General features: G+C 68.3%; 29 protein-coding genes. 8 read left to right on the plus strand and 21 right to left on the minus strand.

Annotated features, from left to right (window positions below):
* Positions 1-8: 8 nt before the first annotated feature.
* Complete coding sequence (locus HALXA_RS07545) at positions 9-881, minus strand: YihY/virulence factor BrkB family protein (RefSeq protein ID WP_013879729.1); 873 nt, start codon at positions 879-881, stop codon at positions 9-11.
* A gap of 114 nt (positions 882-995) precedes the next feature.
* Positions 996-1,202, minus strand: coding sequence for a DUF2196 domain-containing protein (locus tag HALXA_RS07550; protein ID WP_013879730.1), 207 nt, complete (start codon positions 1,200-1,202; stop codon positions 996-998).
* Between the two features lie 156 nt (positions 1,203-1,358).
* Here HALXA_RS07550 and HALXA_RS07555 point away from each other — a divergent pair, with 156 nt between their 5' ends.
* Positions 1,359-2,093, plus strand: a complete 735-nt coding sequence (locus tag HALXA_RS07555; protein WP_013879731.1) for an MBL fold metallo-hydrolase — start codon at positions 1,359-1,361, stop codon at positions 2,091-2,093.
* 36 nt (positions 2,094-2,129) lie between these two features.
* Here the strand turns inward: HALXA_RS07555 and msrB are convergent, their stop codons facing one another.
* Together msrB and HALXA_RS22025 are read right to left on the minus strand one after the other, a co-directional pair.
* Positions 2,130-2,552: a peptide-methionine (R)-S-oxide reductase MsrB gene (msrB, locus tag HALXA_RS07560; protein WP_013879732.1), complete on the minus strand. Its 423-nt coding sequence runs from the start codon at positions 2,550-2,552 to the stop codon at positions 2,130-2,132.
* Between the two features lie 96 nt (positions 2,553-2,648).
* Complete coding sequence (locus tag HALXA_RS22025) at positions 2,649-2,807, minus strand: hypothetical protein (protein ID WP_013879733.1); 159 nt, start codon at positions 2,805-2,807, stop codon at positions 2,649-2,651.
* Positions 2,808-2,874: 67 nt separating this feature from the next.
* Between HALXA_RS22025 and HALXA_RS22030 the strand changes: the two genes are divergently transcribed.
* From HALXA_RS22030 to HALXA_RS22035, 5 genes are all read left to right on the plus strand, one after another.
* On the plus strand, positions 2,875-3,090 hold the full coding sequence (locus HALXA_RS22030) for a hypothetical protein (RefSeq protein WP_049895242.1): 216 nt from the start codon (positions 2,875-2,877) through the stop codon (positions 3,088-3,090).
* Between the two features lie 242 nt (positions 3,091-3,332).
* On the plus strand, positions 3,333-4,562 hold the full coding sequence (locus HALXA_RS07570) for an ornithine cyclodeaminase (protein WP_013879734.1): 1,230 nt from the start codon (positions 3,333-3,335) through the stop codon (positions 4,560-4,562).
* A gap of 54 nt (positions 4,563-4,616) precedes the next feature.
* Positions 4,617-6,251 (plus strand): bacterio-opsin activator domain-containing protein, encoded by a 1,635-nt coding sequence (locus tag HALXA_RS07575; protein WP_013879735.1) that lies wholly within the window; start codon positions 4,617-4,619, stop codon positions 6,249-6,251.
* Between the two features lie 84 nt (positions 6,252-6,335).
* A complete protein-coding gene (locus HALXA_RS07580) occupies positions 6,336-7,334 on the plus strand; it encodes a phytoene/squalene synthase family protein (protein WP_013879736.1) in 999 nt (332 codons plus the stop codon).
* Positions 7,335-7,436: 102 nt separating this feature from the next.
* A complete protein-coding gene (locus HALXA_RS22035) occupies positions 7,437-7,598 on the plus strand; it encodes a hypothetical protein (protein ID WP_013879737.1) in 162 nt (53 codons plus the stop codon).
* A 12-nt stretch (positions 7,599-7,610) separates the two neighbouring features.
* Here the strand turns inward: HALXA_RS22035 and cruF are convergent, their stop codons facing one another.
* From cruF to HALXA_RS07595, 3 genes are read right to left on the minus strand one after another with little or no spacing between them, the layout of a single operon-like run.
* On the minus strand, positions 7,611-8,519 hold the full coding sequence (gene cruF / locus HALXA_RS07585; protein WP_013879738.1) for a bisanhydrobacterioruberin hydratase: 909 nt from the start codon (positions 8,517-8,519) through the stop codon (positions 7,611-7,613).
* Complete coding sequence (locus tag HALXA_RS07590; protein WP_013879739.1) at positions 8,512-9,429, minus strand: prenyltransferase; 918 nt, start codon at positions 9,427-9,429, stop codon at positions 8,512-8,514. Before HALXA_RS07590 ends, cruF begins: the two co-directional genes overlap by 8 nt.
* 43 nt (positions 9,430-9,472) lie before the next feature.
* The gene (locus tag HALXA_RS07595; RefSeq protein WP_013879740.1) at positions 9,473-10,960 is read right to left on the minus strand and encodes a phytoene desaturase family protein; all 1,488 of its coding nucleotides are present in this window, start codon (positions 10,958-10,960) and stop codon (positions 9,473-9,475) included.
* A 262-nt stretch (positions 10,961-11,222) separates the two neighbouring features.
* On the opposite strand from HALXA_RS07595, the gene HALXA_RS07600 reads away from it, so the two are divergent.
* Positions 11,223-13,118 (plus strand): formate/nitrite transporter family protein, encoded by a 1,896-nt coding sequence (locus HALXA_RS07600; protein ID WP_013879741.1) that lies wholly within the window; start codon positions 11,223-11,225, stop codon positions 13,116-13,118.
* Positions 13,119-13,569: 451 nt separating this feature from the next.
* Here HALXA_RS07600 and HALXA_RS07605 read toward each other — a convergent pair whose 3' ends face one another.
* From HALXA_RS07605 to HALXA_RS07615, 3 genes are all read right to left on the minus strand, one after another.
* The gene (locus tag HALXA_RS07605; protein WP_083822828.1) at positions 13,570-13,878 is read right to left on the minus strand and encodes a translation initiation factor eIF-1A; all 309 of its coding nucleotides are present in this window, start codon (positions 13,876-13,878) and stop codon (positions 13,570-13,572) included.
* A 101-nt stretch (positions 13,879-13,979) separates the two neighbouring features.
* Positions 13,980-14,495: a YkgJ family cysteine cluster protein gene (locus tag HALXA_RS07610; RefSeq protein WP_013879743.1), complete on the minus strand. Its 516-nt coding sequence runs from the start codon at positions 14,493-14,495 to the stop codon at positions 13,980-13,982.
* Between the two features lie 53 nt (positions 14,496-14,548).
* The gene (locus HALXA_RS07615) at positions 14,549-15,280 is read right to left on the minus strand and encodes a fumarylacetoacetate hydrolase family protein (protein WP_013879744.1); all 732 of its coding nucleotides are present in this window, start codon (positions 15,278-15,280) and stop codon (positions 14,549-14,551) included.
* Between the two features lie 105 nt (positions 15,281-15,385).
* Here HALXA_RS07615 and HALXA_RS07620 point away from each other — a divergent pair, with 105 nt between their 5' ends.
* On the plus strand, positions 15,386-15,586 hold the full coding sequence (locus tag HALXA_RS07620; protein ID WP_013879745.1) for a hypothetical protein: 201 nt from the start codon (positions 15,386-15,388) through the stop codon (positions 15,584-15,586).
* A gap of 87 nt (positions 15,587-15,673) precedes the next feature.
* Here HALXA_RS07620 and HALXA_RS07625 read toward each other — a convergent pair whose 3' ends face one another.
* The 11 genes from HALXA_RS07625 to HALXA_RS07675 all read right to left on the minus strand — a co-directional run bounded on the left by HALXA_RS07625 (position 15,674) and on the right by HALXA_RS07675 (position 23,714).
* A complete protein-coding gene (locus HALXA_RS07625) occupies positions 15,674-15,883 on the minus strand; it encodes a hypothetical protein (protein WP_013879746.1) in 210 nt (69 codons plus the stop codon).
* Positions 15,884-16,018: 135 nt separating this feature from the next.
* The gene (locus HALXA_RS07630; RefSeq protein ID WP_013879747.1) at positions 16,019-16,471 is read right to left on the minus strand and encodes a hypothetical protein; all 453 of its coding nucleotides are present in this window, start codon (positions 16,469-16,471) and stop codon (positions 16,019-16,021) included.
* A 26-nt stretch (positions 16,472-16,497) separates the two neighbouring features.
* Positions 16,498-17,328, minus strand: a complete 831-nt coding sequence (locus HALXA_RS07635; RefSeq protein ID WP_013879748.1) for an adenosylcobinamide amidohydrolase — start codon at positions 17,326-17,328, stop codon at positions 16,498-16,500.
* A complete protein-coding gene (gene cobD / locus HALXA_RS07640) occupies positions 17,328-18,377 on the minus strand; it encodes a threonine-phosphate decarboxylase CobD (RefSeq protein WP_013879749.1) in 1,050 nt (349 codons plus the stop codon). Before cobD ends, HALXA_RS07635 begins: the two co-directional genes overlap by 1 nt.
* Complete coding sequence (locus tag HALXA_RS07645) at positions 18,367-19,401, minus strand: nicotinate-nucleotide--dimethylbenzimidazole phosphoribosyltransferase (protein ID WP_013879750.1); 1,035 nt, start codon at positions 19,399-19,401, stop codon at positions 18,367-18,369. Before HALXA_RS07645 ends, cobD begins: the two co-directional genes overlap by 11 nt.
* 9 nt (positions 19,402-19,410) lie before the next feature.
* A complete protein-coding gene (locus tag HALXA_RS07650; RefSeq protein WP_013879751.1) occupies positions 19,411-20,001 on the minus strand; it encodes a GTP--adenosylcobinamide-phosphateguanylyl transferase in 591 nt (196 codons plus the stop codon).
* Complete coding sequence (gene cobS / locus HALXA_RS07655; protein ID WP_013879752.1) at positions 20,001-20,768, minus strand: adenosylcobinamide-GDP ribazoletransferase; 768 nt, start codon at positions 20,766-20,768, stop codon at positions 20,001-20,003. The genes HALXA_RS07650 and cobS overlap by 1 nt, the downstream gene beginning before the upstream one ends.
* Positions 20,765-21,766 carry an adenosylcobinamide-phosphate synthase CbiB gene (gene cbiB / locus HALXA_RS07660; protein ID WP_013879753.1) on the minus strand — a complete coding sequence of 334 codons (1,002 nt, stop codon included), beginning with the start codon at positions 21,764-21,766 and terminating at the stop codon, positions 20,765-20,767. Before cbiB ends, cobS begins: the two co-directional genes overlap by 4 nt.
* A gap of 67 nt (positions 21,767-21,833) precedes the next feature.
* Positions 21,834-22,508 carry an HAD family hydrolase gene (locus HALXA_RS07665; RefSeq protein WP_013879754.1) on the minus strand — a complete coding sequence of 225 codons (675 nt, stop codon included), beginning with the start codon at positions 22,506-22,508 and terminating at the stop codon, positions 21,834-21,836.
* Positions 22,509-22,606: 98 nt separating this feature from the next.
* On the minus strand, positions 22,607-23,218 hold the full coding sequence (locus HALXA_RS07670) for a translation initiation factor IF-2 subunit beta (protein WP_013879755.1): 612 nt from the start codon (positions 23,216-23,218) through the stop codon (positions 22,607-22,609).
* A 109-nt stretch (positions 23,219-23,327) separates the two neighbouring features.
* Positions 23,328-23,714, minus strand: a complete 387-nt coding sequence (locus HALXA_RS07675; protein WP_049895247.1) for a DUF5789 family protein — start codon at positions 23,712-23,714, stop codon at positions 23,328-23,330.
* Positions 23,715-24,090: the final 376 nt, after the last annotated feature.

Below are 24,090 nucleotides of genomic sequence, written 5' to 3' on the forward strand. Positions count from 1 at the left end.
GTCACCCGTCACCGGAACAGTCCCGTGTACGCCGACCACACCTCCCGCATCGGTACCCAGCCGTCCTCCGGCTCGACGCGACCCGCGAGGACGGCGTTCAGGACCGCCCCGAGGAGCAGGCAGAGCCCGCCCAAATACACCCACGTCAGGATCAGGAGGACGGCGCCGGCGACGCCGAACAGCGCGACGCTCTCCGACGTTGCGACGTAGAGCCGGAAGCCGCCGGCCAGCGCAGTCCAGGAGAGGGCCGCGAACGCGGTCCCCGGGAGCACCTCGCCGACCGAGACGTCAGATTGGGGAAAGAGGTAGTACATCGGCAGGAAGACGCCGGTCAGGAGGGCCGCGAGAAGGACCGACCCGCCCAGAGCCAGCGGGAGGCCGCCGCCGAGCGCCGAGAGGCTCAGTCCGACGGCGCTGACCAGCGCGACGCCGACCGCGAGCGTCACGGTGACGAGGACGACGTAGAGCGCCGTTACGAGGGTCACTGTCGTCGCCTCATCGACGTACGAGACGTCCTTCCGCGAGCCGTAGACGTCGGTGAACGCGCTGTTTATCGCCTGAAACAGCCGGACCGCGCTCCACAGGAGAATAGAGAGTGCCAACACTGCGGCCCGCGTCCGAGCGCTGCCGTCGGCGGCCGCCGCTGCACCGTCGAGTCCCGTTCCGCCGAGGCCGGCCGCGCTCGCGAGCTCCCCGAGCAGCGGCTCGAGCGAGTCGACCAGCGCGGCGCCGACGAGCGCGAGGATGACCAGCGGGACGAGCGTGTTGAAGGCGTGGTAGGCCAGCCCCGCCGCTTTGACGCTTATCTGACGCTCGCGAGCGACCGCGGCGACGTTGCAGACGAGCGTTCGGAGCCCCCGTTTCGAGTCGGAGTCAGCCATGAACTGCGTTCGATTCCGCCGTCAACGGACGGCGGGAAGTTCCTTGTGCCGGTACGGTGTCCCTACCGGACGACGGCGACGAAAAGAGGTGCAGACGACGGACGCGGTACTCGGTTACTCGTCCGCGACGACCGACTGAACGTGGCCGACGACGCCGCTTTTCAGCTCCACCTCCGGCCCCTTCGGATCGTCGCCGTAGACCGTCCCGATTTCGCCGACGATCGGCTCTCGATCCTCGGACTGAACGTCCTGATCGCCCTGGACGATCTCGACGGTGATACCCTGGCGGAGTTCCTCGGCGGTGGGTCGTTCGTTCGACATACGGGTGGTGGTGGGCCGGATACGTCGAAAAGGGACGTGCCTGCACTTGCGCCGCCCGACGGCTGCGGCAAGCGAAGGTGAAGACGCCGTCGGCGACGGGACGGTTGCCGTTGTTCGAGGTAACTTACAACCCTCCGCTGGCCGAAGTCCATCCGTATGACAACCGACTCCGACGTCACCGTTCGTCTCGTACGGCACGCCACCGTCCTCGTGACTATCGGCGACACGACGTTCCTCGTCGATCCGATGTTCGCGTCGCCGGGCGAGAACCCGCCCGTGCCGAACTCGCCGAACGACCGCGAGAATCCGCTCGTCCCGATGCCCGACGTCGACCGCTCCCACGACGCCGTGGTCGTCACCCACCGTCACACCGACCACTTCGACGAGGCGGCGAAAGACGAACTCGAGGCGGACGTCCCCCTCTTTTGCCAGCCCGAAGAGGCGGACGAGTTCGCCGAGGAGGGGTTCACCGACGTCCGTCCCGTCGACGACGAGGTGTCGTTCGACGGCGTCACCGTCCGCCGGACGCCCGGTCAACACGGGTACGGACAGCTGGCCGAGGAGATGGGGCCGGTCTCCGGGTTCGTCTTCGAGGGCGACGAGACGCTGTACCTCGCCGGCGACACGATCTGGTACGAGCCGGTCGAGGAGACCCTCGAGGAGTACGATCCCGAGGTGGTCGTCCTCAACGGCGGCGAGGCCCAGTTCGAGCAGGGCGAACCCATTACGATGGGCGTCGAGGACGTCGCCGCCGTCCGCGAGGCGACGGACGCGACGGTCGCCGTCGTTCACATGGAGGCCATCAACCACTGCCTCCTCTCGCGCGACGAGTTACGGTCGGAGACCGACGGCGTTCTCGTCCCCGAGGACGGAGAGCGGTTCTCCCCGTAGGGGTCTCCGACTAACGAACCGTCCGCTCGACGGCCGTTACTCGCCGTCCTCGTCCTCGAACTCGAGGGCGACGCTGTTGATGCAGTAGCGCTTGCCGGTCGGCTCGGGGCCGTCCTCGAAGACGTGGCCGAGGTGGCCGCCGCATTCGGCACAGACTACTTCGGTGCGGCGCATGCCGTGGCTGGTGTCGACGCGGGTCTCGACCTTGTCGTCGTCGACGTCGTAGAAGCTGGGCCAGCCGCAGCCCGACTCGAACTTCGTCTCGGAGTCGAACAGTTCGGCGCCGCAGGCCGTACAGGCGTAGCTGCCGTCCGCTTTGTGGTCGACGTACTCGCCGCTGAACGGCGCTTCGGTGCCGGCCTCGCGGAGGATGCGGTACTCCTCGTCGCTGAGTCGCTCGCGCCACTCGGCGTCGCTTTCCGGCAGGTCGTCCGCGGTGCGGTCGTTCTCGGATTCCATACTCGGTGTAGGCGGGTGACGTTCAAGAGTTTGTCCGCGCGGCGCATCCGAGCCGTCGCCACCGTGCGAGCCGCGACCGGCCCCGTCGCGACGGCGTCACCGTCGCGTGATCACGTCCGTACTCTCGCAGTTCGGACACTGCGTCATCCGGCCCAGTTTCGGCACCTCGAGGCGGAGCCACGCCTCGTCGCCGCCCGGCGCCTCGAAACCGCAGTTGCGACACCGCGAGAGCGCTGTGGCTGTGTCGGTGGCCATACGCGAATCTATGCTACCGAGTACCATATAGGTTGCTCCGGAATCGATGCCGCCGATTCGGGGAAGGATGGGGGGAGCGTGTGACGGCGCTCGATTCGAGTCGGGCGCCCGCGATCGCGATCACGGTCGCGGTCGCGTCTCGCCGATCGACTCGAGCCGCCGGTCACTCGGAGATCTCCTCGTCGTCCCGCCGCTCGCCGCGGATCGGTACTACTGGATCGTCGCCGGCGTTCTCTCGAGCGCGTCGCGTCGGCCGACGACAGCGCGTCTACCGCCGTCGTGACAGGGCGACGGCGTCCGGTTGCCGTCGGCGAATCGGACGCACGTGCGATCTCCGTGGGAGGAGTCCACGACTCCGCACAAAAGTGTTTGTTATTATATCAGTATCGTGGTTGTGAAAGTAATTGATTCGGTGTGATTTCCTCGAGACTGCCCGCCGAGCGGTGGCACGACGAACACTGACCGGCCGGAACGTGCTGGTCGAAAACCTCCACTGTCTTAGGCCGTGCCGTCTAACTACCCCCAATGACAGTTGCACGCACGGTCGAACTCGAGGGCCACATCATCGATTCGGGGACGATGGGCCACTGTATGGGGGTCGTGATGGACATGGGCGGCGAGTTCGAAGTCGAGGAGTTCGAGGTTGGCCGCCACAAGCACGCCGAGACGTACTGCCGGATGACCGTCATGGCCGACACGGAGGAGGACCTGCGGGCGATCCTCCACGAACTCAACCAGCAGGGTGCGACCGTCGCCGATCCGCGCGATGCGACGCTGCACGAAGCGCCCGAGGACGGCGTCGTCCCGGTCGACTTCTACTCGACGACGAACCACCCGACCTACGTCCGGGTCGACGGCGAGTGGATCGAAGTCGCGGACCCGGAGATGGACTGCGCGCTCGTGGTCGAGCGGGACGACGCCGACGAGCCGCGAGTCTCTACAAAAGTTCTCAACGCCGTCGAGGAGGGCGACCTCGTCGTCACCGGCGAGACCGGCATCCGCGTCGAACCGCCCGAACGCCCCCGCGACGGCGGCGGTTCCTTCGGCTTCATGCAGGGCGGCGTCTCGAGCGAGCGCCCCTCCGAGTCGCTCATCGAGGAGATCGCCGAGGAGATGCGCGAGGTGCGGGAAAACGACGGCAACGTCCTCGCGGTCTGCGGCCCGGCGATCGTCCACGCGGGCGGCCGGGACGCCCTCGCGGACCTCGTGGGTGCGGGCTACGTCGACGCGATCAGCGCCGGGAACGGCTTCGCCGTCCACGACCTCGAGCGCGACCTCTACGGCACCTCGCTGGGCGTCGACACGGAGAACTTGGAGCACCCCCGCGACGGCCACAAACACCACATCTACACGATCAGCGAGATCGCCCGCCTGGGCGGCATCGAGGAGGCCGTCGAGAAGGGCGTCGTCGACGAGGGCGTGATGTACGAGTGCGTCGCGAACGACGTTCCTTTCGTGCTCGCGGGCTCGATCCGCGACGACGGCCCCCTCCCGGACACGATCACCGACTCCATCGAGGCCCAGAACGCGATCCGCGAGCAGGCCCACGAGGCCGACCTCGTGCTCATGCTCTCGACGCTGCTGCACTCGGTCGCCGTCGGCAACTGCCTCCCCTCGACCACCAAGACCGTCTGCGTCGACATCAACCCCGCCACCGTCACCCAACTGCTTGATCGCGGCAGCGCCCAGGCCATCGGCATGGTCACAGACATCGGCACGTTCATCCCGATGCTCCGGGACGAACTGCTCGAGTGATCGACGGTCGGGAGCCCGATTCGTTATTACGACTCGAACCCAAATACAGGAGCGATGGCCACCGGGGACGCACTCGCCGCCGCCGCCCTCGAGACGCTTCCGATTACCGTCGCGGTTCTCGACGGCGACGGCGAGATCCTCCTGACGAACCGAGCTTGGCGCGAGTTCGAAGCCGACGAGACGACCGCCGACCACGTCGGCCACAATTACGTCGCCACCGCTGCGATGGATGCGGACGACGACGAACACGCAAAGCGTGCCGTCGAGGGCCTCGAGTCGGTTCTCGAGGGCGATCGCGACGCGTTTTCGATGGAGTACCCCTGCCACTCCCCGGACGAAAAGCGGTGGTTCATGATGCGAGCGGGGCGGTTCACCGTCGACGGGGCGGTACGGGTTACCGTCATCCACCTCGATATCACCGACCGAAAGCTCGCCGAGATCGCCGCCGAGGAATCCGCCGAGCAGGTCCGCGAGGAACACCGGGCGCTGGAACACGTCCTCGAGCGCGTCGACGGACTCGTCCGCGAGGTTACCGACGCCGCGGTCGGCGCCGGCAGCCGCGACGAGATCGAGCGGCGGGTCTGTCGCCGGCTCGCCGACACCGACCCCTACGTGCTCGCCTGGATCGGCCGCGTCGACGTGACGACGCGGCGGATCTCGCCCCGCGAGTGGGCCGGTCGGGACGACGTTCCCCTCGAGGACGACGACCTCGTCCTCGATTCGGACGAGACGCACCCGGCCGTCCGCGCGCTCGAGGCCGGGGAGCCGTACGTGATTCAGGACCTCGCGGCGTTCGAGGACGCCGACCGCTGGTGGCCGACCGGCGCGGACGACCACTACCGGTCGGTCGCCGCGATCCCGCTGACCTACGGCGACGTCACCTACGGCGTGCTCGCGCTTTTCGCCGCCGACCCGGACGTCTTCGACGAGCGGGAGCTGCCGATCCTCGAGTCGCTCGCGGAGACGGTCTCGACGGCGCTGAACGCGATCGAGGCGCGACGCATGCTGACGACCGAGACGGTCGTCGAACTCGAGGCGACGATCGAGGATCCGTCGCTGTTCGTCGCGGAACTCGCCGACGCGCTTTCGTCGACGGTCATCTACCGGGGCCTGACCTACGACGAGGGCGGCACGCCGCTTGCCTTCTTCCGCGTCGAGACGGCCGACCCCGATCGTGCCGTCGACGCCGCGGCCGATCTCGAGGCCGTCGAAGCCGCGTCCGTGCTGACCGAGTACGAGGACAGCGTCGTCCTCGAGTTGGCGCTCGGAAACGGGATCGTCACTGCGCTGGCCGACCACGGGGCCGTGATCCAGCGGCTCGACGCCGACGATCGAGTGCTCGATCTGGCGCTGGAGTTGCCCAACGGCCAGGCGGCCCGCTCGGCGTACGACCTGCTCGATGAGCGGTACGACCGCGTCGAGCTGCGCAGCTACCACGAGACGGACCAGCCGACGCGGACGCCGCGGGACCTGCAGTCGACGATCGAGACCAAGCTGACGGACCGCCAGCAGGCGGCGCTGCGGAAGGCCTACTACGCCGACTACTTCGACTGGCCCCGCGGCGTCTCGGGCGAGGAACTGGCCGAGTCCATGAACGTCTCCCGGTCGACGTTCCACCAGCACCTCCGGGCCGCTCAACGGAAACTGCTCGAGGAACTGTTCGCCGGCGACCCCACTAGTGAGGCCTAGGTATTTTATAACCATCCGTCGTTGTCAGACATCCGACGGTCGGTGACGGTTGCGTTCGCGTCGTCGACTCGGGCGAATTTAGCAATGCAACGGGAACACATCGACGCCGGCAAGGCTATCCAGCGACGGACCGGAAAGACGTTCTACCTCGCGACCAAGTTTCTGCCGGAACGAGTGCGACACGCGACGCACGTCCTCTACGCGTTTTTCCGCATCGCCGACGAGGTCGTCGACGACGCCGAGGGCGTGTCCCCCGCTCGACAGCGAGCCGAACTCGAGTCGCTGCGCGCGCAGGCGCTCGGCGAGGCCGAGCCCGAGGATCCCGTCCTCGAGGCCTTCCGAGAACTGCGCGAGGAGTACGACATCGACGACGAGACCGTCGACGAGTTCGTCGACGCGATGGCGACCGACATCGACACGACCCGGTACGAGACCTACGCCGACCTCGAATCCTACATGCGCGGCTCGGCGGCCGCGGTCGGCGTGATGATGACGGCGATCATGGACTTAGAGCCCGAAGTCGAAGAAACTGCGCTCCCCCACGCCCGAAAACTCGGCGAGGCGTTCCAACTCACCAACTTCCTGCGGGACGTCCGCGAGGACGTCCTCGAGCGCGACCGGATCTACCTCCCCCAGGAGACGCTGCGCCGACACGGGGTTTCGAACGACGAGATCGAACGCCTCGAGTACTCGGAATCGTTCGCGGCGGCGATGCGCGAGGAACTTCGCCGCGCGGAGTCGCTCTACCGGGAGGGCGTCGCGGGCATTCGGTACCTCCCCGAGGATTGCCAACTGCCGGTGCTGCTGGCGGCCGTGCTCTACGCCGAGCACCACGCGCTGATCCGCAGTCAGGGGTACGACGTGCTCTCCGCGGAGCCGTCGCTGTCGACGAGCCGGAAGCTGTGGTGTCTCGCGAAGACGCGGTGGCACTGGCAGTGGACGCGGGACCCCGAGGCGGTCTTCGAGCGCGTCGCCGCGGTGCCGACGCTCGAGTCGGAGTCGGAGACCGACTCCGAACCCGGTCCCGGCCCCGATCCCGAGCCGCACGGCCCCGAACGCGGCGACGGCGTTCCGACGCGATAATACGACGGCTCGCCCTCGCTCGCGGCCGGAACCGGAACCGCCTATCAAAGCCCCTGATATAGTGGATTCTCTTTCGTATAGCCGCAGTGAGTACCTAGGGGTATGGCTGAAAGCGCCAGTTCCGGTCCGCTCGAGGTAACGGAGAGCGATCAGGAGTTCGTCCGCACCGCCGCGGTCTCGCTCGGCGTCTGGCTCACGCTGACGCTCCTCGCCGTCGTCATCCTGCTGGTGGCCGGCGACAGCATCACCAGCTTCTTCCTCTAACCCCTCCGTTCGTTACCCGCTCGAGAACGCCGTTCGGACCATCGCCCAGTCGTACCGATCGGTGCTGAACAGCCCGGCACAGAACAGGCCCGCGACGGCCGCGGCGATCCAGTTCCCGTACAGCAGGTTGATCGCACCCCACAGTAGCACGAAACTCACCAGATCGTCCAGCACGAACTCGCAGGTCCGAACGCGCTCGAGCAGCGCCGATCGATCGAAGGCCAGATCGACGAGCGCGACGGCGACGGCGCCCGAGAGGAGCCAGCCCCGATAGTTCGATAGCGGGACGCCGTAGTAGCCGCCCGTCTCGTAGCTCCAGAAGCCGATCGCGACGGCGCCCGGATCGAGGACGAGGTCGACCGCGACGACGGCGGCGACGGCGACCGGCAGCCTGATCGACGTCCGCTCGAGCCCGCTCGGCCACCACCGCTCGAGGACCAGCAGGGTGAGCAGGAAGGCGTTCAGCACGAGCGGGATGAAGAACAGCGGGAGCGCGAGCGGGATCTCGCCGCCGAGCATCGGGCCCAGTTCGATGCCGTACTCGAAGGCCCCGTAGGGCCAGCCGGTCCGCACGCCGACGGTCTCGATCGCGTAGGTGTAGGCCGTCAGCAGCCCGAGACAGCCGAGTGCGCGGCGGTCGATCCGCGGCAGGAGTCCGACGATCAGCGGCGAGCGCATCACCGCGGTGCCGACGAAGATCAGCAGCGGATTGAACGCGAGCGACGCCGGCAGCAGGTCCTCGACGCTCGCGACCAGCATGATCGCGCCGACGACGGGGAAGACGACCGCGATCGTGAACCGGTTCTCGCGGACGAGGGCCTCGAGGCGGCGCTGGACGGCGGTACGCGTCTCGCCGTGCTCTCGGGGATGCGAAGAAGGTGACTCGTGGGCGCCGGACTCGTGCGCGTCGGTCCTATCCATTGACGATCCTCCAGAGCCCGCCAATCGTCAGCACCGCGCCGACGACGGTGTTGATCGCCGGGAACCACCAGTAGGCGCGGTCGACCGCGACGCTCGAGGAGACGATCGCCCCGACGAGCGCGGGGTAGACGAGCATGACGGCGCCGAGTCGGCCGTCGACGGCGGCAAAGGCGAGGGCGCTGCCGAGCCAGCACGCGCCGCAGTAGGCGTAGGTGCGCCGTTCGCCGAGCACCGTCGCGGTCGTCCGGATGCCCGTCTCGCGGTCGGGTTCGATGTCGGGGATCGCCGAGAAGGTGTGCATCCCCATGGCCCACAGCCAGGCGCCGAGGACGGCGATCGCGGGCGGTTGCGCCCCAGCGACTGCGGCGTAGGCTGCGGCGCCCGGCGTGACGTAGAGCCCGTTCGAGACCGAATCGAGGATCGGCGTCGTCTTGAACCGGACGGGTGGCGCGCTGTAGCCGGCCCCGAGCAGCAGGAAAGCGACGAGCCAGGGCCAGACGACGGGCTCGAGCAGCGGGGCGAACAACAGCGGGAGCGCCGCGCAGACGCCGACCGCGAGGGGAACGTACCGCTGGCCGCGGTACCGCGCTTCCTTCTCCTCCTTTTTGGGGTTCGCGGCGTCGATCTCCCGGTCGTAGATATCGTTGATCCCGTAGAGGAAGACGTTCGCCGGCAGCAGGAAGTAGGCGAAGAGAACGATCGACGCGGGGGTGACGAGGTCGGCCCTCGACTCCGCGGCGTAGGCGACCCCGACCAGCACCGGCCCCGCGAGGTAGAGCCAGAACCGCGGCCGCGAGAGGACCAGCAGGTAGGCGAGCCGGCTGCGGAGGCCGGCGTCGCCGGCCGTCGACGCGCCGCTCGAGGGCTGCGAACACGGTCCGCTCGAGTCCGGGTTCGGGTCGTCGGTCATCGGTGGTGCGGTGGGTCGCGATATCGGTGTAGTCGTCTCGCAGTCACTCCCGGCCGTAATCTGCCAGCACCTTCTCCGCGGTCAGTTCCCCGCTGATGAGACACATCGGAACGCCGATCCCCGGCGTCGTGTCGCCGCCGACGAAGTAGAGGCCGTCGGCGCCCTTCGAGCGGTGGGGCGGCCGGAAGAGCGCGGTCTGGCGGAGCGTGTGCGCCAGGCCGAGCGCGGTCCCGTCGTAGCTGTTGTACCGGTTCGCGAAGTCCTCGACGCAGAACCGCTCCTCGACGACGATCCGATCGCGGAGGGCCGTGCCGGTGTAGTCGGCGATATCTTCCAGGATCTTGTCGCGGTACTGCTGGCGGATCTCGGGAGTGTCCTCGAGGCCGGGCGCGATGGGGACGAGGACGAACAGCGCGCTGTGGCCGTCGGGGGCGACGTCGTCGTCGGTCTCGGAGGGAACGCAGACGTAGTAGGCCGGGTCGTCGGGCCACTGCGGGTCGTCGAAGATCTGGTCGAAGTGCTCGTCCCAGTCGGTCGGCAGGACCAGCGTGTGGTGGGCCAGTTCGTCGACCTCGCCCTCGACGCCGAGGTACAGCAGGAACGCGGAGGGGGCGTAGGTGCGGGACTCCCAGTAGTCGGCGTCGTAGCCGCGTCGCTCGGGCGGCAGGAGGTCCTGCTCGGTGTGAGCGTAGTCGGCGTTGCTGACGACCAGATCCGGCCGGAGCTGGCCCTCGGGCGTCTCGACGAGGAAGGCGCCCTCCCGCCCTTTGATCGCCGTCGCCGGCCGGTTTGTGTCGTACTCGACGCCGAGTTCCCGGCCGAGATCCGCGATGGCGTCGACGGCTGCGGCGACGCCGCCGTCGGGATACCAGACGCCGAGGTTGAAATCGACGTGGCTCATCAGGTTGTACAGCGCGGGGGTGTTCTTCGGCGAGCCGCCGAGAAACACCAGCGTGTACTGCATGATCTGCTGGAGTTTCGGGTGATCGAAGTAGCCCTCGACGTGGCCCTGCATCGAGCCCAACAGCGAGAGGCCCCGGGCCTGCCGAGCCACGTCGAGATCGAGGTAGTCCCGCAGCCGGGTCCGATCCTCGTAGACGAAGTGCTCCATGCCGACCTCGTAGTTCTCCTTGGACTTCTCGAGGTACCGCTCTAAGGCCTCGCCGGCGCCGTCCTCGTACTCCTCGAAGACCTCCTTGGTTCGCTCGAGATCGGGCGTCACGTCCACCTGATCGCCGTCCTTGAAGAAGATCCGGTAGTGGGGATCGAGGTGTGTGAGTTCGTAGTAGTCGGAGGGCGTTCGATCGAAATCGGCGAAAAAGCGCTCGAAGACGTCCGGCATCAGGTACCACGACGGTCCCATGTCGAACCGAAAGCCGTCGCGCTCGAGGTGACTCGCTCGTCCGCCCAACTGCTCGTTTTTCTCGATGACGCGGACGTCGGCGCCCGCGTCGGCGAGGTAACACGCCGTCGCGAGGCCGCCGACACCGGCCCCGATCACGACGACGGACGAACCGGCCAGCGATTGCATAGATAGCTGTGAGTATCGGCCAACTGAAAAACGTACATCATACATACGTCGGGTTCCGGACTCGTTTGCCGGTTAGAGACCGCGTCTCCGGCGGTCGTATCGCGTCCATCAGCCGCCTCGAGTCGGATAATTACATCTCTCCCTTAGAATAGGAAATTTTGAACGAACGTCTATTAATTCGAGGGCCAGTGCGAATTCGGTCCAGTTCGATACCGTCGGAAATGCCAACGTCTTAGTTCTTCAACCCACTCGTCTCCTCATAATGGCTGATCCCGAACCCGAATCCGAACGCTCTCCGCCCCCGCAGGGGGACGCGGACGAGACCGAGTCCGGCCAGCAGGCGCAGACGGCACCGGCTGATTCGGTCGCCGAGCAGGGTACGGCCGTCCGAGACGCCGTCGAGCGATCCAGACACGGCGCGCCGGCGGTCGGCTCGGTCGTCCGCGACCGATTCTCGTCCGACGAGGTCTTCCAGCGGATCGTCGCGGCCGCCGACGAGGAGGTCACCTCCGGCAACCGGGAACTGTTCTTCAGCGGGCTGGCCGCCGGCTTCGCGATCACGATCACGTTCCTGCTGTACGCTTCCCTGTACGGCGCGACCGACGGGGATCCGATCCTGAGCACCCTGCTCTACCCGCTCGGGTTCATCTACATCATCATCGGCGGCTACCAGCTCTACACCGAGAACACGCTCCCGCCGGTCGCGCTGACCCTCGAGCGGTTGGCCAGTCTCCCGATGTTGCTTCGCCACTGGCTGATCGTTCTCGCCGGTAACTTCACGGGCGGTGCTCTCGGCGCGGTCGCGCTCACGTGGGGCGGCGTTTTCGATCCTGATGCGGCGGATGCGGCGATGTCCATCGCCCACCACGGAATCGAGACGTCGTGGTGGCAACTGTTCTTCAAAGCGGCGTTCGCGGGACTGATCGTCGCCGGCGTCGTCTGGGTGACCTTCGCGTCTCGCGATACGATCTCCCGGCTCGTCGTCGTCTACCTCGCGTTCCTCGCGATCCCGCTCGGGAACCTGTTCCACGTCGTCGTCTCCTTTACCGAGATGCTCTATCTGGTCTTCGCCGGCGAAGCCCAGCTCTTCGTCGGCGTGACCGAGTTCGTCCTGCCGGTGTTGCTCGGCAATACGATCGGCGGCATCCTGCTGGTGACCGTCGTCAACTACTACCAGACCAGCGAGGAGCGCCTCGAGTCCGCGCGGTTCGACGGCATCGAACGCCGCCTCACCCCACAGGAGTGGCTGTTCGGCAGTCTCGCCGGTCGATCGTACGTCCCGCTGATCGACACCGCGGAAACGACGGCGCCCGAGGACGACGAGACGTACCGGATCGTCGTCCCGATCGCCAATCCGCGGACCGAAGCGCCGCTCGTCGAGTTCGCCGCGCGGCTCGCGAGCGATCACGAGCACGCGACCGTTCACGTCGAACACATCGTCCAGACGCCCGGCAGTTCGGCGACGGCCGATCGACAGCGCGATCGGATCGTCACCGAATCGGAGCGGCTGCTCGCCGATCTCGAGGGGATCGTCACCGATCACGAGGTCGACTGCCAAACGTCGACGGTCGTCACGCACCGGTCGTTCGAGGAGATCTTCGACACGGCCGACCGCGAGCACGCCGACCTCGTGTTGATGGGGTGGGACGAGAACACGCTGTGGAGCGCCGCGCGGGCCGAACGACCGCTCAGCGAATTGACGACGCGGCTGCCGTGCGACTACCTCATTCTGAAGAATCGCGGGCTGGACACGTCGCGGCTCCTCCTGCCGACGGCCGGCGGCCCCGATTCGGAACTGAGTGCAGCGGTCGCGCGCACGCTCGCCGATACCGACGGGTCCGAGGTGTCCCTCCTGCACGTCGTCGACAGCCCCGACGAGCGCGACGAGGGCGAACAGTTCCTCAAGGAGTGGGCCGTCGATAACGACTTACCCGACGCCGAGATCATCGTCGACGACTCGGGCGACGTCGAGGACGCGATCTGTCGCGCCGCCGACGATCACACGATGGTCCTGATCGGGGCGACCGAACGCGGCCTGCTCTCGCGGCTCGTGACCAGTTCCCTGCACTTGGACGTCGTCAACGAAGTGGACACCTCGGTGGTGCTCGCCGAACGGCCGACCGAGCGAAGCCTCTACAAGCGGCTGTTCGGACGATAGCGGCCTCCACGACGAACCCCGCTTCCGATTCGGTTTTCGATAGATTCGAATCGAAACGCAGCGGATCGTCTCTCGGCTGCTGACAGTCATCGACGTTATTAACTCGATTCTGTATTAGAGTAGTTTTACAAACCCTCGGCACGTAGCAGGGGATGATGCCGGAAGTCACCGTCTCCGAACGACTGTACGAAAAGCTCGAGGAACAGACCGACGAGTCCGTCGAGGACGTGCTGTGGGAGCTGATGTACCAGTCGGAGCGGGGCTACCAGTAGGTCGATACTAGCGCGGTCGCTGCTCGTCGTTTGCTGTTACTGTTCACGTTGCGCGTTGTCGGTGTCGAGAGGTGTCGAGAAGCGTCGCTACGACGTCGACTAGGGAGTGCTCGAGCGGGACGAACGCTCAATGGGTAGCATCGGCACGCGAGAAATCGATGTATTAGCTGCGGCTGCGATCAGTCAATGTGGCCTTCGCGGCGGAGCTGATCGGCGTCCTGACTGGTGTATCGCCACTCGATGGTGGCCTTCTCGTCCTGCCAGTCCCAGGGCTCGGCGACGACGATGTCGTCTTGCTCGATCCAGGTCCGGTACTTCATCCGACCCGGAATGCGGCCGAGGCGTTCCTCGCCGTCCTCGCAGCGGAGCTGCACGTGGTTTCCACCGAGGTGTTCGGTGACGACGGCGAATACTTCATCGCTGTTGGGCATACGGAGATTCCGACGCCCGGAGTTTTCTGTCACACTTTTACTACGCGGGGAAGACATTTAAAGGATTGGAGAGCCGTGGTAGCATGACACGTGAACGAGACGCGTTTGTCACGTTTACTGACCAGCAGGCCCGGATCTATGTGTCGACTGGTTCTGCGCTACAATTCTCGGTCCGAATCGGGATTCTCGAGGTCCCACAGCAATTCGGGGAGAAAAGCCTCGAGGTTGTCGATCACCTTCCGCTCGCTGACGTTCAGCCCGTCGCAGTGGTCGTGGGCCGAGTCCCGGATATCGACGTGGAGGTCGCCGTCCTCGCGCCAGACGCCGAGCGGGAAAACCGAACACCGCGTCGGTTTCCAGTCCTCCTCTAAGTGCAGCGAGCAGAGGCCGTCCTCCCGGAGGAACGCGCAGGCGCAGCCGTCCTCGGCGACGTGGTCCTCGCGCCCCTTCTCCTCGCGGGTGACGAACTTCTCGCCGCGGAAGTCGGTCGTCGTCTCGGCGAGGTTCGCTCGCTGGGCCAACTCGAGCAGATCTCGGTCGTAGAGCAGGACGCCGTGGTGACAACACCAGGTACAGTCGTCGACGCACTCGAAGGTGAGGTCGGGATCGAACTCGACGACGACCTCCCGGTCGGGGTAGACTTCCACGCGGCGCGGGGCCTCCTCGGTGCTCACGTCCGGTCGAAGGGGGGTCGGGCTGAAGTGCCTTTCTACCCGCACGGCGGTCGTCAGTCTCCGCTCGCGCCTGACTCGACTACCGTATTCCGCAACGTGCCGACGCCCTCGTAGGTGATCTCGACCGCGTCGCCGGGTTCGACCAGCCCCGGATTGGCCGGGCTGCCGAAGGCGATCACGTCGCCCGGGCGGAACGTGAACCGCCGCGAGAGGTACGAAATCACCTCGTAGGGGTCGAACAACATCAGCTCCGTGTTCGCCTCCTGCCGGCGCTCGCCCGCCACGTCCGTGTGCATGTCGATCCCCCGCGGATCGAGGTCCGTCTCGAGCCACGGGCCGAGCGGGCCGGAACCGTCGAAGGCCTTCCGCGCGGTCCGCCCCTGCTGGTCGAGGGCGTCGACGTCGTTCATGACGGTGTAGCCCCGCACGACGTCGGGCGCTTCGTCCTCGGAAACGTCGCGGCAGCGCTCGTCGATCACCGCCGCCAGCTCGCCGGCGTAGGTGAGTTCGTTCGTGAATTCGGGGTATTCGATGGGGTCCTCGTGGGCCAGCAGCGACGCCGGCGGCTTGATGAAGAAATCGGGCTCTTCGGGGCGTTCGTACTCCATCTGTTCTAAGGTCTCGGCGTAGTTTCGTCCGACGCAGTACAGCGCGGAGGGGTCGCACGGCGGCAGAAGCTCGCCGTCCTCGCCGACGGCGTAGGTCCCGTCGTCGGCGTGAACGACGCCGTCCTCGTAGCGTCCGCGCACCGGTCCGTCGGGCGTCTCGAGTCTCGCGAGTCGCATTGTCGGCGGTGGGGCGTCCGGCGGATTAGTGGTACCGATTCCGAGGACTCGCCCGTGGCATATGCAACCCCGAGCCGTTTCTCGTTGCTCGCCGTTCTTCCACCTATGTCGACTTCGACCGACCGCACGAAACTGTTGAAAAACGCCGGCGTCGTGACGACGCTCATCGACGCTGCCATGGAATTTTCGAAGGGGCGACCCAAGAGCGGCGCCCTCCTGCTCGGCTCCGCGATCGCCTCCTCGCGGATCCCCGGCTTCGGTACCGCCGTCTCACTCCTGCTCCGGGCGTACCGCCGGTTCCGCTAGCGGGTCGATCGCGGACGACCGCTCTCGGTGCTCGAGGCGGTAGTCCCCGCTGCGAGTTCGTATCTGGATCGCCGCTAACCTGCCTCCCTACTCCTCGAGCACGAGATACGTCCGCGCGCCGCAGTGCTCGAGCGAGACGCGTTCGGTCGAGACGTTCGCGCGGACGAACTCCTCGATCCTGGCCGTCGGGAGGTCGGTCACGTCGATGCGACGACGCCGCTCGGCGGTCGTCACGGTCCCTTCGCGTCGGCTGTCCACCTCGCTCCGGTCGTCGGCCGCGTCTACGATCAGTGCCATACCGTTCAATTAGCCAGACGGTACGTCAAACCGATCCGTCCGGAGTGAAAGTGAAAGTGCAGGACACGAGGCGCGTCTCCTCGCGATCCGCGCAGTCGGTTCGTCGGCGCTCCTGCGGACGCACCGCCGCGCGGCTCAGCCGAGTCGCTTCACGTCGACCCGGTGGGACCCGTCGTCGGTCTCGAGCGTCACCGTCTCGACGATGGCGGTTTCGGCGCGCTCCTGCCAGTCCTCGACGGCCTCGGCGTGACGCTTCCGGAGGCGTTCGGCTTCATCGTCGGCCAGTTCCGCGACGCCGTCTTCCGCGAGGTCGTCGAACTCGTCCTCGAGTTGGGGATACGCCGCCAGCGCGTCGTCGGCGATGACGTCTTCGGGCGGGACGTGGACGGCCCCGGTCACCTGCGTATCGTCGACGCGGTAGACGTGAATCCGCGCTCGCATTCGGCCGTGGAACGGCGGCGTCACGCGGAGGACGGCCTCGCCGGGGTTCTCACGGCCGTAGGCGTACGCGTTGACGGCGTCCTCCGGTGACACGGCGAGCGACCGGATCCGGGTCGGATCGCTCCCGTCGGCTTCGTCCCCTTCCATCGAGGAGGCGTTGGACTCGAGCGCGTTTAATTGCCCTGCTCCGGCGACTCCTCGGCCGGTCGGAACACGGTCGCGCGAACGTCGGTCGAAACGCCGTAGGTTGCCGCGTCGACCGACGCCGGCACCTGTTGCTCGGCTCCGTCGTAGTGCGAGCGCAGCGACGCCCGAACGGACTCGCGGACGCAGGCTCGCGTCGCCGCGCCGACCGCCGTTCCCGAGCCCGAGAACGAGGTGGACCGGCCGGACGGATCGTGGCCGGCGACGATCGCGTCCGTCGTGGTGCCGGGAAACCCGGTTTCGGCGAGTAGCGTCGCGGCCTTCGCCTCCGCGGCGACGGCGATCACGTTCGCCAGCGCGCCGGGCTCGAGGGCCCGCGTCGTGCCGACGACGAGGTTGACGGTGCCGGTCGGGTCCGGTTCCGCGTCCGGTTCGGTTCCCGTCTCCGCAGTCCCCTCAACGCCGGGCTCCATCGGCAACGCTGCCGGATTCGAAATCCCGGCGGTTGCGTAGACCGTTACCGGGCCGTACTGCGCGCCGCGGGCGTCCTCGAGGTCGACGCCGGTCAGCAGGACGGGCGGCTGGCCGCTGGCGTCACGGTTGTCGCCGCTGTCTCCACCCCCGTCAGCAAAGCCCGCCCGCTCGAGTCGCTCGTCGACGTACGCCCCGAGATCGGTCCGGTCCCAGCCGTCCGGAACCGAGACGTTGTACGCGCAGTCGGCGGTCCGGCGGCCGCCGCTCCAGCCGGTCGAGAGCCATTCGGTGTCGATGTCCGGATCAGAGCGGCGGACCCGGAGGACGCCGTCCCGTCGCACCGCCTCGTACGCCGGGTCTGTCCCGTCGGTTGCCTCCAGCGCCATCAATCGCGGTCGCCCCGTACGTCGAGGGCGGCGAGCAATCGGTCGTTCGCCTCGCGATCCTCGACGGCGACGCGAACGTGCGACTCGAGGCCCCGGAAGGTCGTCGCGTCCCGAATCGCGACCCCGCGCTCGCGGGCCGATTCGATCACGCGATCGACGTCGCGGTCGCCGACGTTACACAGCAGGTACGGGGCGTCCGACGGGTGGACGTCGAACCGCTCGGAGAGCGCATCGCGCAGTCGTTCGCGCTCGCTCGCGACGCGCTCGCGCGTTTCGCGGACGAACTCGTCCTGCCGAAGACAGTAGGCGCCGACCCGCGCGGCCGGCGTTCCGAGCGACCACGCGCGACGAGCCGTCTCGAGCGCGTCGCGCCGCTCGCCGGTCGCGACGGCGAAGCCCGCCCGCAAGCCGGGCAGTCCGAACAGTTTGGTCAGCGAGCGCGCGACGATCACGTTCTCGAGGTCGCGGTCCCGCGCGCGCAGCGCTGCCGACGGCAGGTCGGTAAAGCCCAGAAACGCCTCGTCGACCAGCAGCGTCGTGTCCGCGCGCTCGCAGCGGGCCGCGAACGCGGCCAGCTCGTCGGGATCGGCCGCCTCGCCCGTCGGGTTGTTCGGCGTGCAGACGATCGCGAGCGCGGCCGACTCGAGGCCCTCGTCCTCGAGGTCGAACAGGTCGTCGTACCGGACGAACCGCGGCCGGGCGCCCTGCAGTCGGACCTCGCGGGCGTACTCGCCGAAGCTCGGGTACGGAACCAGCGCCTCGTCGCCGGGCTCGAGCGTGCTCTCGACCGCGAGCCGGATCGCGGCCAGCCCGCCGGGCGTCGGGATTACGTCGTCGGGCTCGCAGCCGACGAACCGGGCCGCGGCGGCACGGAAGTCGATGTACTCGTCGTCCGGGTAGCGCCGGGCGTCCTCGAGCGCGTCGGCGTAGACGGCCTCGACGCCGTCGGGGATCCGGGGATTCGTGTTCGCCGAGAAATCGAGCAGGTCCCTGTCGGTCTCGCCGCCGTGAGGGACCCGCTCGGCGGTGCGGATCGAGTCAGGATCCACGGCCGCCCTCACCTCCCCGTTCGGCGTCGATGCCGAGCCGGTCGCACACGGTCTCGAATCGATCCCGTACGTCGGCCATCCGGCCGTCCGGCACCAGCGAGAGCGCGCCGCCCATCGCGACGCCTTCCTTCGCCTCGCCGGCGCAGTAGCGGGTCATCGCGACGTGCTCGCGCTCGGGCGCGTCGAAGCCGGGGTCGGTTATCGTGAGGTCGCAGTCGAACCGCTCGCAGGCGGCCTCGAGCTCCGCGCCGCGCTCGTCGGCGACGAACGACGTCGTCGCGATCGACAGCGGCGCGTCGACGCCGGCGTGGCGCAGGAGTGCGGCCACGGCGACCATCTGCGTGCCCCCGGCGAGCGTGACCGCGGTCCCAGTACCGGACTCGAGCGCGCCGGCCGCGACGCCGGCCACCGTCGGCTGGACGGGATCGCCGACGGCCCGGATCGCCTCGAGGGGCGTCCCCTCGCACGCGCCGGGCTCGAGGTCGCTGGCGGCGAGTCCCTCGTCGACCACCCGGCGCTTGCGCTCGAGCGGATTCTCGGGCAGCGAGGAGGAGACGCCGGTCGGCTCGCCGAGCGCGGTGAGCACGCCCAGGGCCGTCGTCGTCCCGCCGGGGATCGTCTCGCCGATCAGGAGTTCATCGTCGGGGAGGCTCGCGCCGTACCCGTGCGCGCGATCGAAGATCGCCGCGGCGTCCGGGACGGCCTCGTCCTCGCGGACGTCCGCGCCGGGCGCGACGTCGGCGCCGAGATCGACCGTCGGCGCGGTCGTCGGCTCGGCGAGTCCGGCGTCGACGACCGCGACGTCGAAGCCGATCACCTCCCGCACGGAGCGGGTGACCGCCGCGGGCGTCGGACAGCCGGTCGGACTCACCGGCGTCACGGGCGCGGCGGTCGGCTCGCCGTAGGCGAGGATCTCGGCGTCGGCCGCGGGGGTGTGGGCCATCAGTTCCGGGGACGCGCCGGCGGCGCTTATCCCCTCGATCAGTGCGGTCTCGGTCGCTCCGGCTGCGAGTAGTACGCGCATAGTTTGCTGTCAGCTGAGATCGATTGTCCATTCGTCTGCGATTCGAGCGTCCTGGAGTCGGTTCACGTTCACCGCGAGTCGCGCGTCGTAGTGGACGTCGATCGAATCGGCCGCGTCGGCGTCGCCGACGACGTTGACGCCCGTCGGCGCGAGGTGCGGGCGCGACTCGAGTTGCGAATCAACGCTGACGCCGAGCCGTCGCTTGAGCGCGACGGGGACGCAGACGGTCCGCGACCGGCCGCGCTCGCCCTGTACGTGGCGCTCGAGCACGCGATCGACGACCGGCGCCTCGAGCAGCGGGAGGTCGGCGGCGACGGTGAGCACCGGGGTCGAAATATCGTCGCGCTCGAGAATGGCCATCAGGTCTGCGACGTAGCCCTCGCCCGGCGTTTCCACGGCTGTCAGGTCCTCGCGGTCGCCCGCGGCGCGCTCGAGGCGGGCCCGCGTCTCGGGTGCGTTCGGCGAGACGGCGGCGTAGATCGTCTCGACGCGACTGTCCGCGAGGGCCGCCACGACGCGGTCGACCATCGGCGTGCCGCCGATCGGGTGCAGGGGCTTCTCGCGGGGGCTCTCGAGGCGGGTTCCCTTCCCGCCGCACATCACGAGAGCGTCCACGCGATCACCCCCGCGTGAACGGCGACGACGCGGCCGATCTCGTTCGCGGCGCCGAAGACGTCGCCGTTGATGCCGCCGAGGTTGCGGTTCGCCCAGTACCAGGGGAGGCCGATCCCCGCGAGTGCGCTCCACAGTGCGACGGCGGCCGGGTGGGGCCAGATGAAGGCAGTCGCGCCGGCGAGGATCCCCGCCGGAACGACGAACCGTCCCGGCGTCGACGCCTCGGTGAACTGCTGGCCCATCCCCTCGAACCCCGCGGTTCCGAAGCAGGCCATCGCCGCCATGCCGAGTTTCGCGCCGATTTCGGCGGCGATCGCAACTGCAACCGCCGTTCGCGGCGGCAGCCCGGCCAGTCCGAGGCCCGCGAGCGCGAGGCCGGCGACGGTGATCGCCACCGCGAGCACGGCCCCGACGCCGGTCGTCGTGTCCTTCAGGACCTCGCGTCGTCGTTCCGCGTCGCCGTGGACGACGAGAGCGTCGCCGAGGTCGGCGATCCCGTCGAGGTGGTGAATCCCCGTCACGGCGTAGACCGCGAGCAGGTAGCCGAGCGCCACGGTCGACGCCGGCAGCGCGTCGGCCGCGAGCAGCGGCACCGCCGCCAGCGACCCCGAAACGAGGCCGACCAGCGGAAACGCGGCGGGCCGCGAACGGAATGCGTTCCAGTCTCCCTCGCGGAGGGGGACCGGCAGCCGCGTCAGGAACCCGACCGCGGCGCGTACCGCGCCGAGCCACCCTCGGCTGCGAGCGCTCATCGGATCGTCACCTCCGGCACCACGAGCCGGAGTCGCGCCTCGAGCGGCGTCGCGGCCACATCGGCTACGGCCGCGTCGGCGCCGACCGCCAGCGCGACGGCGACGAGCACCGCGACCGCCGCCCCGCGTCCGACGACGCGCACGGCCCGCTCGCCGTCCGCCAGCGTCGGGAGGTCGCGCTCGGGATTGAGGTCGTAGACGCCCGGCTTGCGGAGCCGTACGTCGAGCGCGCAGGCCAGCGTCGCCATCGGCCACCCGGAGTTGGGCGAGGGCGGCGCTCGAGCCCACCGCCGCGCCCGCCCGAGCGCGAGCGGGTCGACGGCGGCGACGGCGATCGCCACCGCGCTGAGGCGGGCGGGGAGCCACATCACGAGGTCGTCGAGTCGCGCGCTCGCGGTGCCGATCGGCTTGTCCGGGTAGCCGAGCATCGAGTCGAGCGTGTTGACGCCCTTGACCCACGCGGCCGCGGCCGCCGCGGCCGCCGGCGAGATCGGTGCGAGCAGGGCGAACGGGACCAGCGTCGCCACGAGCCCGTCCGCCAGGTTCTCGGCCGCGCTCTCGACGGCGGCGCTGCGGAGCTCCGCCGCCGAAAGCGTCGACGTCTCGCGACCGACGAGGCCGCGAACCCGTTCGCGGGCCGTCTCGAGGTCCGCAGCCGCGGTTGCCGCGACCACGGAGTCGGTAAGCTCGAGCAGCGAGCGCAGGCTCATCGACAGAAAGAGCACGAGCGCGGCGGCGACGGCGCCCGCGAGCGGGGCGAGCGCGGTCGCGGCGATGACGAGGACGGCGGCCGCGACGGCGGGGAGCAGCGGCGCGAAGAGGGCGATCGCGAATCCGGCGCGTCGCTGCCGTCGATCCGCGTTCTCGGTGCGGGTATCCGTCGTCGCGCCCCTGTCGCAGTCAAGCGCGTCCACGAGCCGACCGAACCACGCGACCGGATGGGCGGCGTTCGGCGGCTCGCCGATCAAGAGATCGAGGCTGAAGGCCAGTCCGATCATCCCAAGCGTCGCGATCACGCGCGTCCCTCCCGTCGGTCGTGGTCCGGTCCCGGTCGCGCCGTCGGCGTCATCGCTCCGAGTCCCGCATCGGTGCGTTCGCGTTCGGTCGGTCCGTCAGCCGCTCCGGAACGTCCTCGATCGTCGGTCCGTCGCCGTTCTCACCGTCCGCGAGTAACAGCGCCGTTCCACCGATATCCTCGACGCCGCCGTCGGTGTCCGGATCGTCGCCGACGTGGACGAGATCGCTCGGATCGACGCCGAGTTCGTCGGCCGTCAGTTCGAAGATCTCGGGGGCCGGCTTGCGCCAGCCGCAGCCGACGCTCGTGACGACCGTGTCGAACGCGTCTCGCTCGAGGTCGGCCCGGATGAGGGTGCGGGCGACGAGCTCGGGGACGCTGCAGTTCGAGCAGATCGCTACCGGGCCCAGTTCGCGGGCTGCGCCGACCGCCTCGATCGCCCCGTCTCTGGTCGTCACGTCGGGATCGAACGCCGCGACGACGGCCCGTCTGACCGCGTTGTGCTCGTAGTCGATGCCGCGGCTCGCGAGCGCGCGGGCGACGTGGGCCGGGAGGGGCACTTCGGCGCCCTCGGGGGCGTCGACGTGCGGTTCCGCGTACGCCGCTTGCCAGTCGTCGGGGACCGCGACGCCCCGCTCGGCGAGTTCGGTCGCGACGGCGCCGGCCGGATCGGACGGCGTCTCGGCGGTCACGAGCGTTCCGAAGAGGTCGAACGATACTCCCACGACAGTGTTACTAGGACAAATTTACTTTAAGTAATCGGTCCGCCGACTCTCGGAGCCGCGCACTGCGAGAAGAGCGGGAAGAAAACGCGTGGCTCCCGTCAGGCCAGTTTCGCGAACGCGAGGTTGCCCGAGATGTTCTTGATGTAGATCTCGACGACGTCGCCCTCTTCGGCGCCGGGGACGAAGATCGTGTACTCGCCCTTCTCGGCGACGCCGTCGCCCTTGCGGCCGGTGCCGGTGATCTCGACGGTGTAGGTCTTGCCCTCTTCGACGGCCTCTTGCTGCTGTTGCTGCTGGCTGCTCGCGGAGCGCTTGGTGACCGGGCGGAACGCGCCGCAGGCGTCACAGCGCAGCATCGGCGTGCGGTCCTCGCGGACGAGACGGGTGTCCGGCAGGCCACACTCCGAACAGAGGACGTACTCGTCGACGTAGGCGTCGACCGCCATGTCGAAGTCCTGCTCGGAGAAGGTGCCGTTGTACCGGCCGCGGCCGTCCTCGAGTTTGCCGCTGGTACCCATCTCGCGCTGGATGAACCGGTGGAGGTGTTCGTCCTCGCGCGAGAGAACGTCGGCGATCTCGCCGAGGTTGCGGAATCGGGTGAACGCGCCGTCCTTCTGGGTCTCGGCGTCGGGGATCTGGAGCCGCTGTTCGTCGCCCCCGATGTCGGGGACGTCGTCCATCGCACGGTCGAGACTCGATTCGTAATCCATACGCGAACGAAAGAGGTTGGAACGTAAATCCGTTCTGCTATCACGATCCGGCGACGGCGCGGCGATCGCGCATCGGCAGCCTCGAGGTCGGTCTCCGCCTCGCCGCGGGTTACAGCGAGTCGCCGCCCCGCTCGCTCGGCGACCCCTGTTTCTCCTCGTCCAGCGCCGCGAGGTCGCGTTCGGCGTTGGCCTCGTTCGGACTCCCCGCTTCGCCCGTAATTTCGCCGTACACCGCTTCCCGAACTTCTTCGGGGTCGTCGTACTGTTCGCCCGCCAGCCGATCGAAGACGCTGCCCAACGACTCCGTCTCGTTCGGCATGTCGATCGCCTCGTCGCCGTACTCCGTGGCCAGTTCCTCGCTCGTGACGGGGTACTCGAGGTCGCCGAGGTGGCGCTGGACGTCCTCGAAGATGGCTTCGGTGTGCTCGGCCCGCTCCGACTTGCGCTGCCCGATACGATCCTGTGCGCGGTCGCGGTTCGGCCCGTCCTCGCTCATACCCGGCGTTTTCACGAGGCGAGCGAAAAGGGACCGGCCGGCGTTTGCGGGGCTGAGTTGCAACTCGCGGCGACGGCTCACACACTCGCACTTCCCGACGCCGTCCCCGGAATCCGCGCGTGCCATTCGTTATCTATCCCTATTTGAGCGGCTTGCACAATCGTCAACGATAGTTTATGTGTTTCCCGTCCCAACTCGGAAGTGGCCCTGGTTGATGGTGGCGCGTTGCCCAGCGGCTACCTGTTCTCCAGGGTCATTCGTCATTTTCGACTCGAGACGGGACGGCCCGCTCGAGCGAGTCGAGTACGGATCGCAAAATACGGCGAGCGAGCCGCCGAGATGGCGAAGACCGGTCGATACGCGCGATCTGAGAGCC

The organism is Halopiger xanaduensis SH-6 (assembly GCF_000217715.1).
GTDB lineage: Archaea > Halobacteriota > Halobacteria > Halobacteriales > Natrialbaceae > Halopiger > Halopiger xanaduensis.

What these genes read in the sequence shown, in the direction of transcription:
- HALXA_RS07575 (WP_013879735.1), top strand. Translation starts at nt 4,617, where the DNA reads ATGGCCACCGGGGACGCACTCGCCGCCGCCGCCCTCGAGACGCTTCCG.
- HALXA_RS07545 (WP_013879729.1), bottom strand. Translation starts at nt 881, where the DNA reads ATGGCTGACTCCGACTCGAAACGGGGGCTCCGAACGCTCGTCTGCAAC.
- HALXA_RS07635 (WP_013879748.1), bottom strand. Translation starts at nt 17,328, where the DNA reads ATGGCGCTGGAGGCAACCGACGGGACAGACCCGGCGTACGAGGCGGTG.
- msrB (WP_013879732.1), bottom strand. Translation starts at nt 2,552, where the DNA reads ATGGAATCCGAGAACGACCGCACCGCGGACGACCTGCCGGAAAGCGAC.
- cobS (WP_013879752.1), bottom strand. Translation starts at nt 20,768, where the DNA reads ATGAGCGCTCGCAGCCGAGGGTGGCTCGGCGCGGTACGCGCCGCGGTC.
- HALXA_RS07650 (WP_013879751.1), bottom strand. Translation starts at nt 20,001, where the DNA reads ATGTGCGGCGGGAAGGGAACCCGCCTCGAGAGCCCCCGCGAGAAGCCC.
- HALXA_RS07605 (WP_083822828.1), bottom strand. Translation starts at nt 13,878, where the DNA reads ATGTCTTCCCCGCGTAGTAAAAGTGTGACAGAAAACTCCGGGCGTCGG.
- HALXA_RS07570 (WP_013879734.1), top strand. Translation starts at nt 3,333, where the DNA reads ATGACAGTTGCACGCACGGTCGAACTCGAGGGCCACATCATCGATTCG.
- HALXA_RS07600 (WP_013879741.1), top strand. Translation starts at nt 11,223, where the DNA reads ATGGCTGATCCCGAACCCGAATCCGAACGCTCTCCGCCCCCGCAGGGG.
- HALXA_RS07615 (WP_013879744.1), bottom strand. Translation starts at nt 15,280, where the DNA reads ATGCGACTCGCGAGACTCGAGACGCCCGACGGACCGGTGCGCGGACGC.
- HALXA_RS07670 (WP_013879755.1), bottom strand. Translation starts at nt 23,218, where the DNA reads ATGGATTACGAATCGAGTCTCGACCGTGCGATGGACGACGTCCCCGAC.
- HALXA_RS07630 (WP_013879747.1), bottom strand. Translation starts at nt 16,471, where the DNA reads ATGGAAGGGGACGAAGCCGACGGGAGCGATCCGACCCGGATCCGGTCG.
- HALXA_RS22030 (WP_049895242.1), top strand. Translation starts at nt 2,875, where the DNA reads ATGGGGGGAGCGTGTGACGGCGCTCGATTCGAGTCGGGCGCCCGCGAT.
- HALXA_RS22025 (WP_013879733.1), bottom strand. Translation starts at nt 2,807, where the DNA reads ATGGCCACCGACACAGCCACAGCGCTCTCGCGGTGTCGCAACTGCGGT.
- HALXA_RS07645 (WP_013879750.1), bottom strand. Translation starts at nt 19,401, where the DNA reads ATGCGCGTACTACTCGCAGCCGGAGCGACCGAGACCGCACTGATCGAG.
- HALXA_RS22035 (WP_013879737.1), top strand. Translation starts at nt 7,437, where the DNA reads ATGGCTGAAAGCGCCAGTTCCGGTCCGCTCGAGGTAACGGAGAGCGAT.
- HALXA_RS07580 (WP_013879736.1), top strand. Translation starts at nt 6,336, where the DNA reads ATGCAACGGGAACACATCGACGCCGGCAAGGCTATCCAGCGACGGACC.
- HALXA_RS07555 (WP_013879731.1), top strand. Translation starts at nt 1,359, where the DNA reads ATGACAACCGACTCCGACGTCACCGTTCGTCTCGTACGGCACGCCACC.
- HALXA_RS07595 (WP_013879740.1), bottom strand. Translation starts at nt 10,960, where the DNA reads ATGCAATCGCTGGCCGGTTCGTCCGTCGTCGTGATCGGGGCCGGTGTC.
- HALXA_RS07590 (WP_013879739.1), bottom strand. Translation starts at nt 9,429, where the DNA reads ATGACCGACGACCCGAACCCGGACTCGAGCGGACCGTGTTCGCAGCCC.
- HALXA_RS07550 (WP_013879730.1), bottom strand. Translation starts at nt 1,202, where the DNA reads ATGTCGAACGAACGACCCACCGCCGAGGAACTCCGCCAGGGTATCACC.
- HALXA_RS07620 (WP_013879745.1), top strand. Translation starts at nt 15,386, where the DNA reads ATGTCGACTTCGACCGACCGCACGAAACTGTTGAAAAACGCCGGCGTC.
- cruF (WP_013879738.1), bottom strand. Translation starts at nt 8,519, where the DNA reads ATGGATAGGACCGACGCGCACGAGTCCGGCGCCCACGAGTCACCTTCT.
- cbiB (WP_013879753.1), bottom strand. Translation starts at nt 21,766, where the DNA reads ATGATCGGACTGGCCTTCAGCCTCGATCTCTTGATCGGCGAGCCGCCG.
- HALXA_RS07675 (WP_049895247.1), bottom strand. Translation starts at nt 23,714, where the DNA reads ATGAGCGAGGACGGGCCGAACCGCGACCGCGCACAGGATCGTATCGGG.
- HALXA_RS07625 (WP_013879746.1), bottom strand. Translation starts at nt 15,883, where the DNA reads ATGGCACTGATCGTAGACGCGGCCGACGACCGGAGCGAGGTGGACAGC.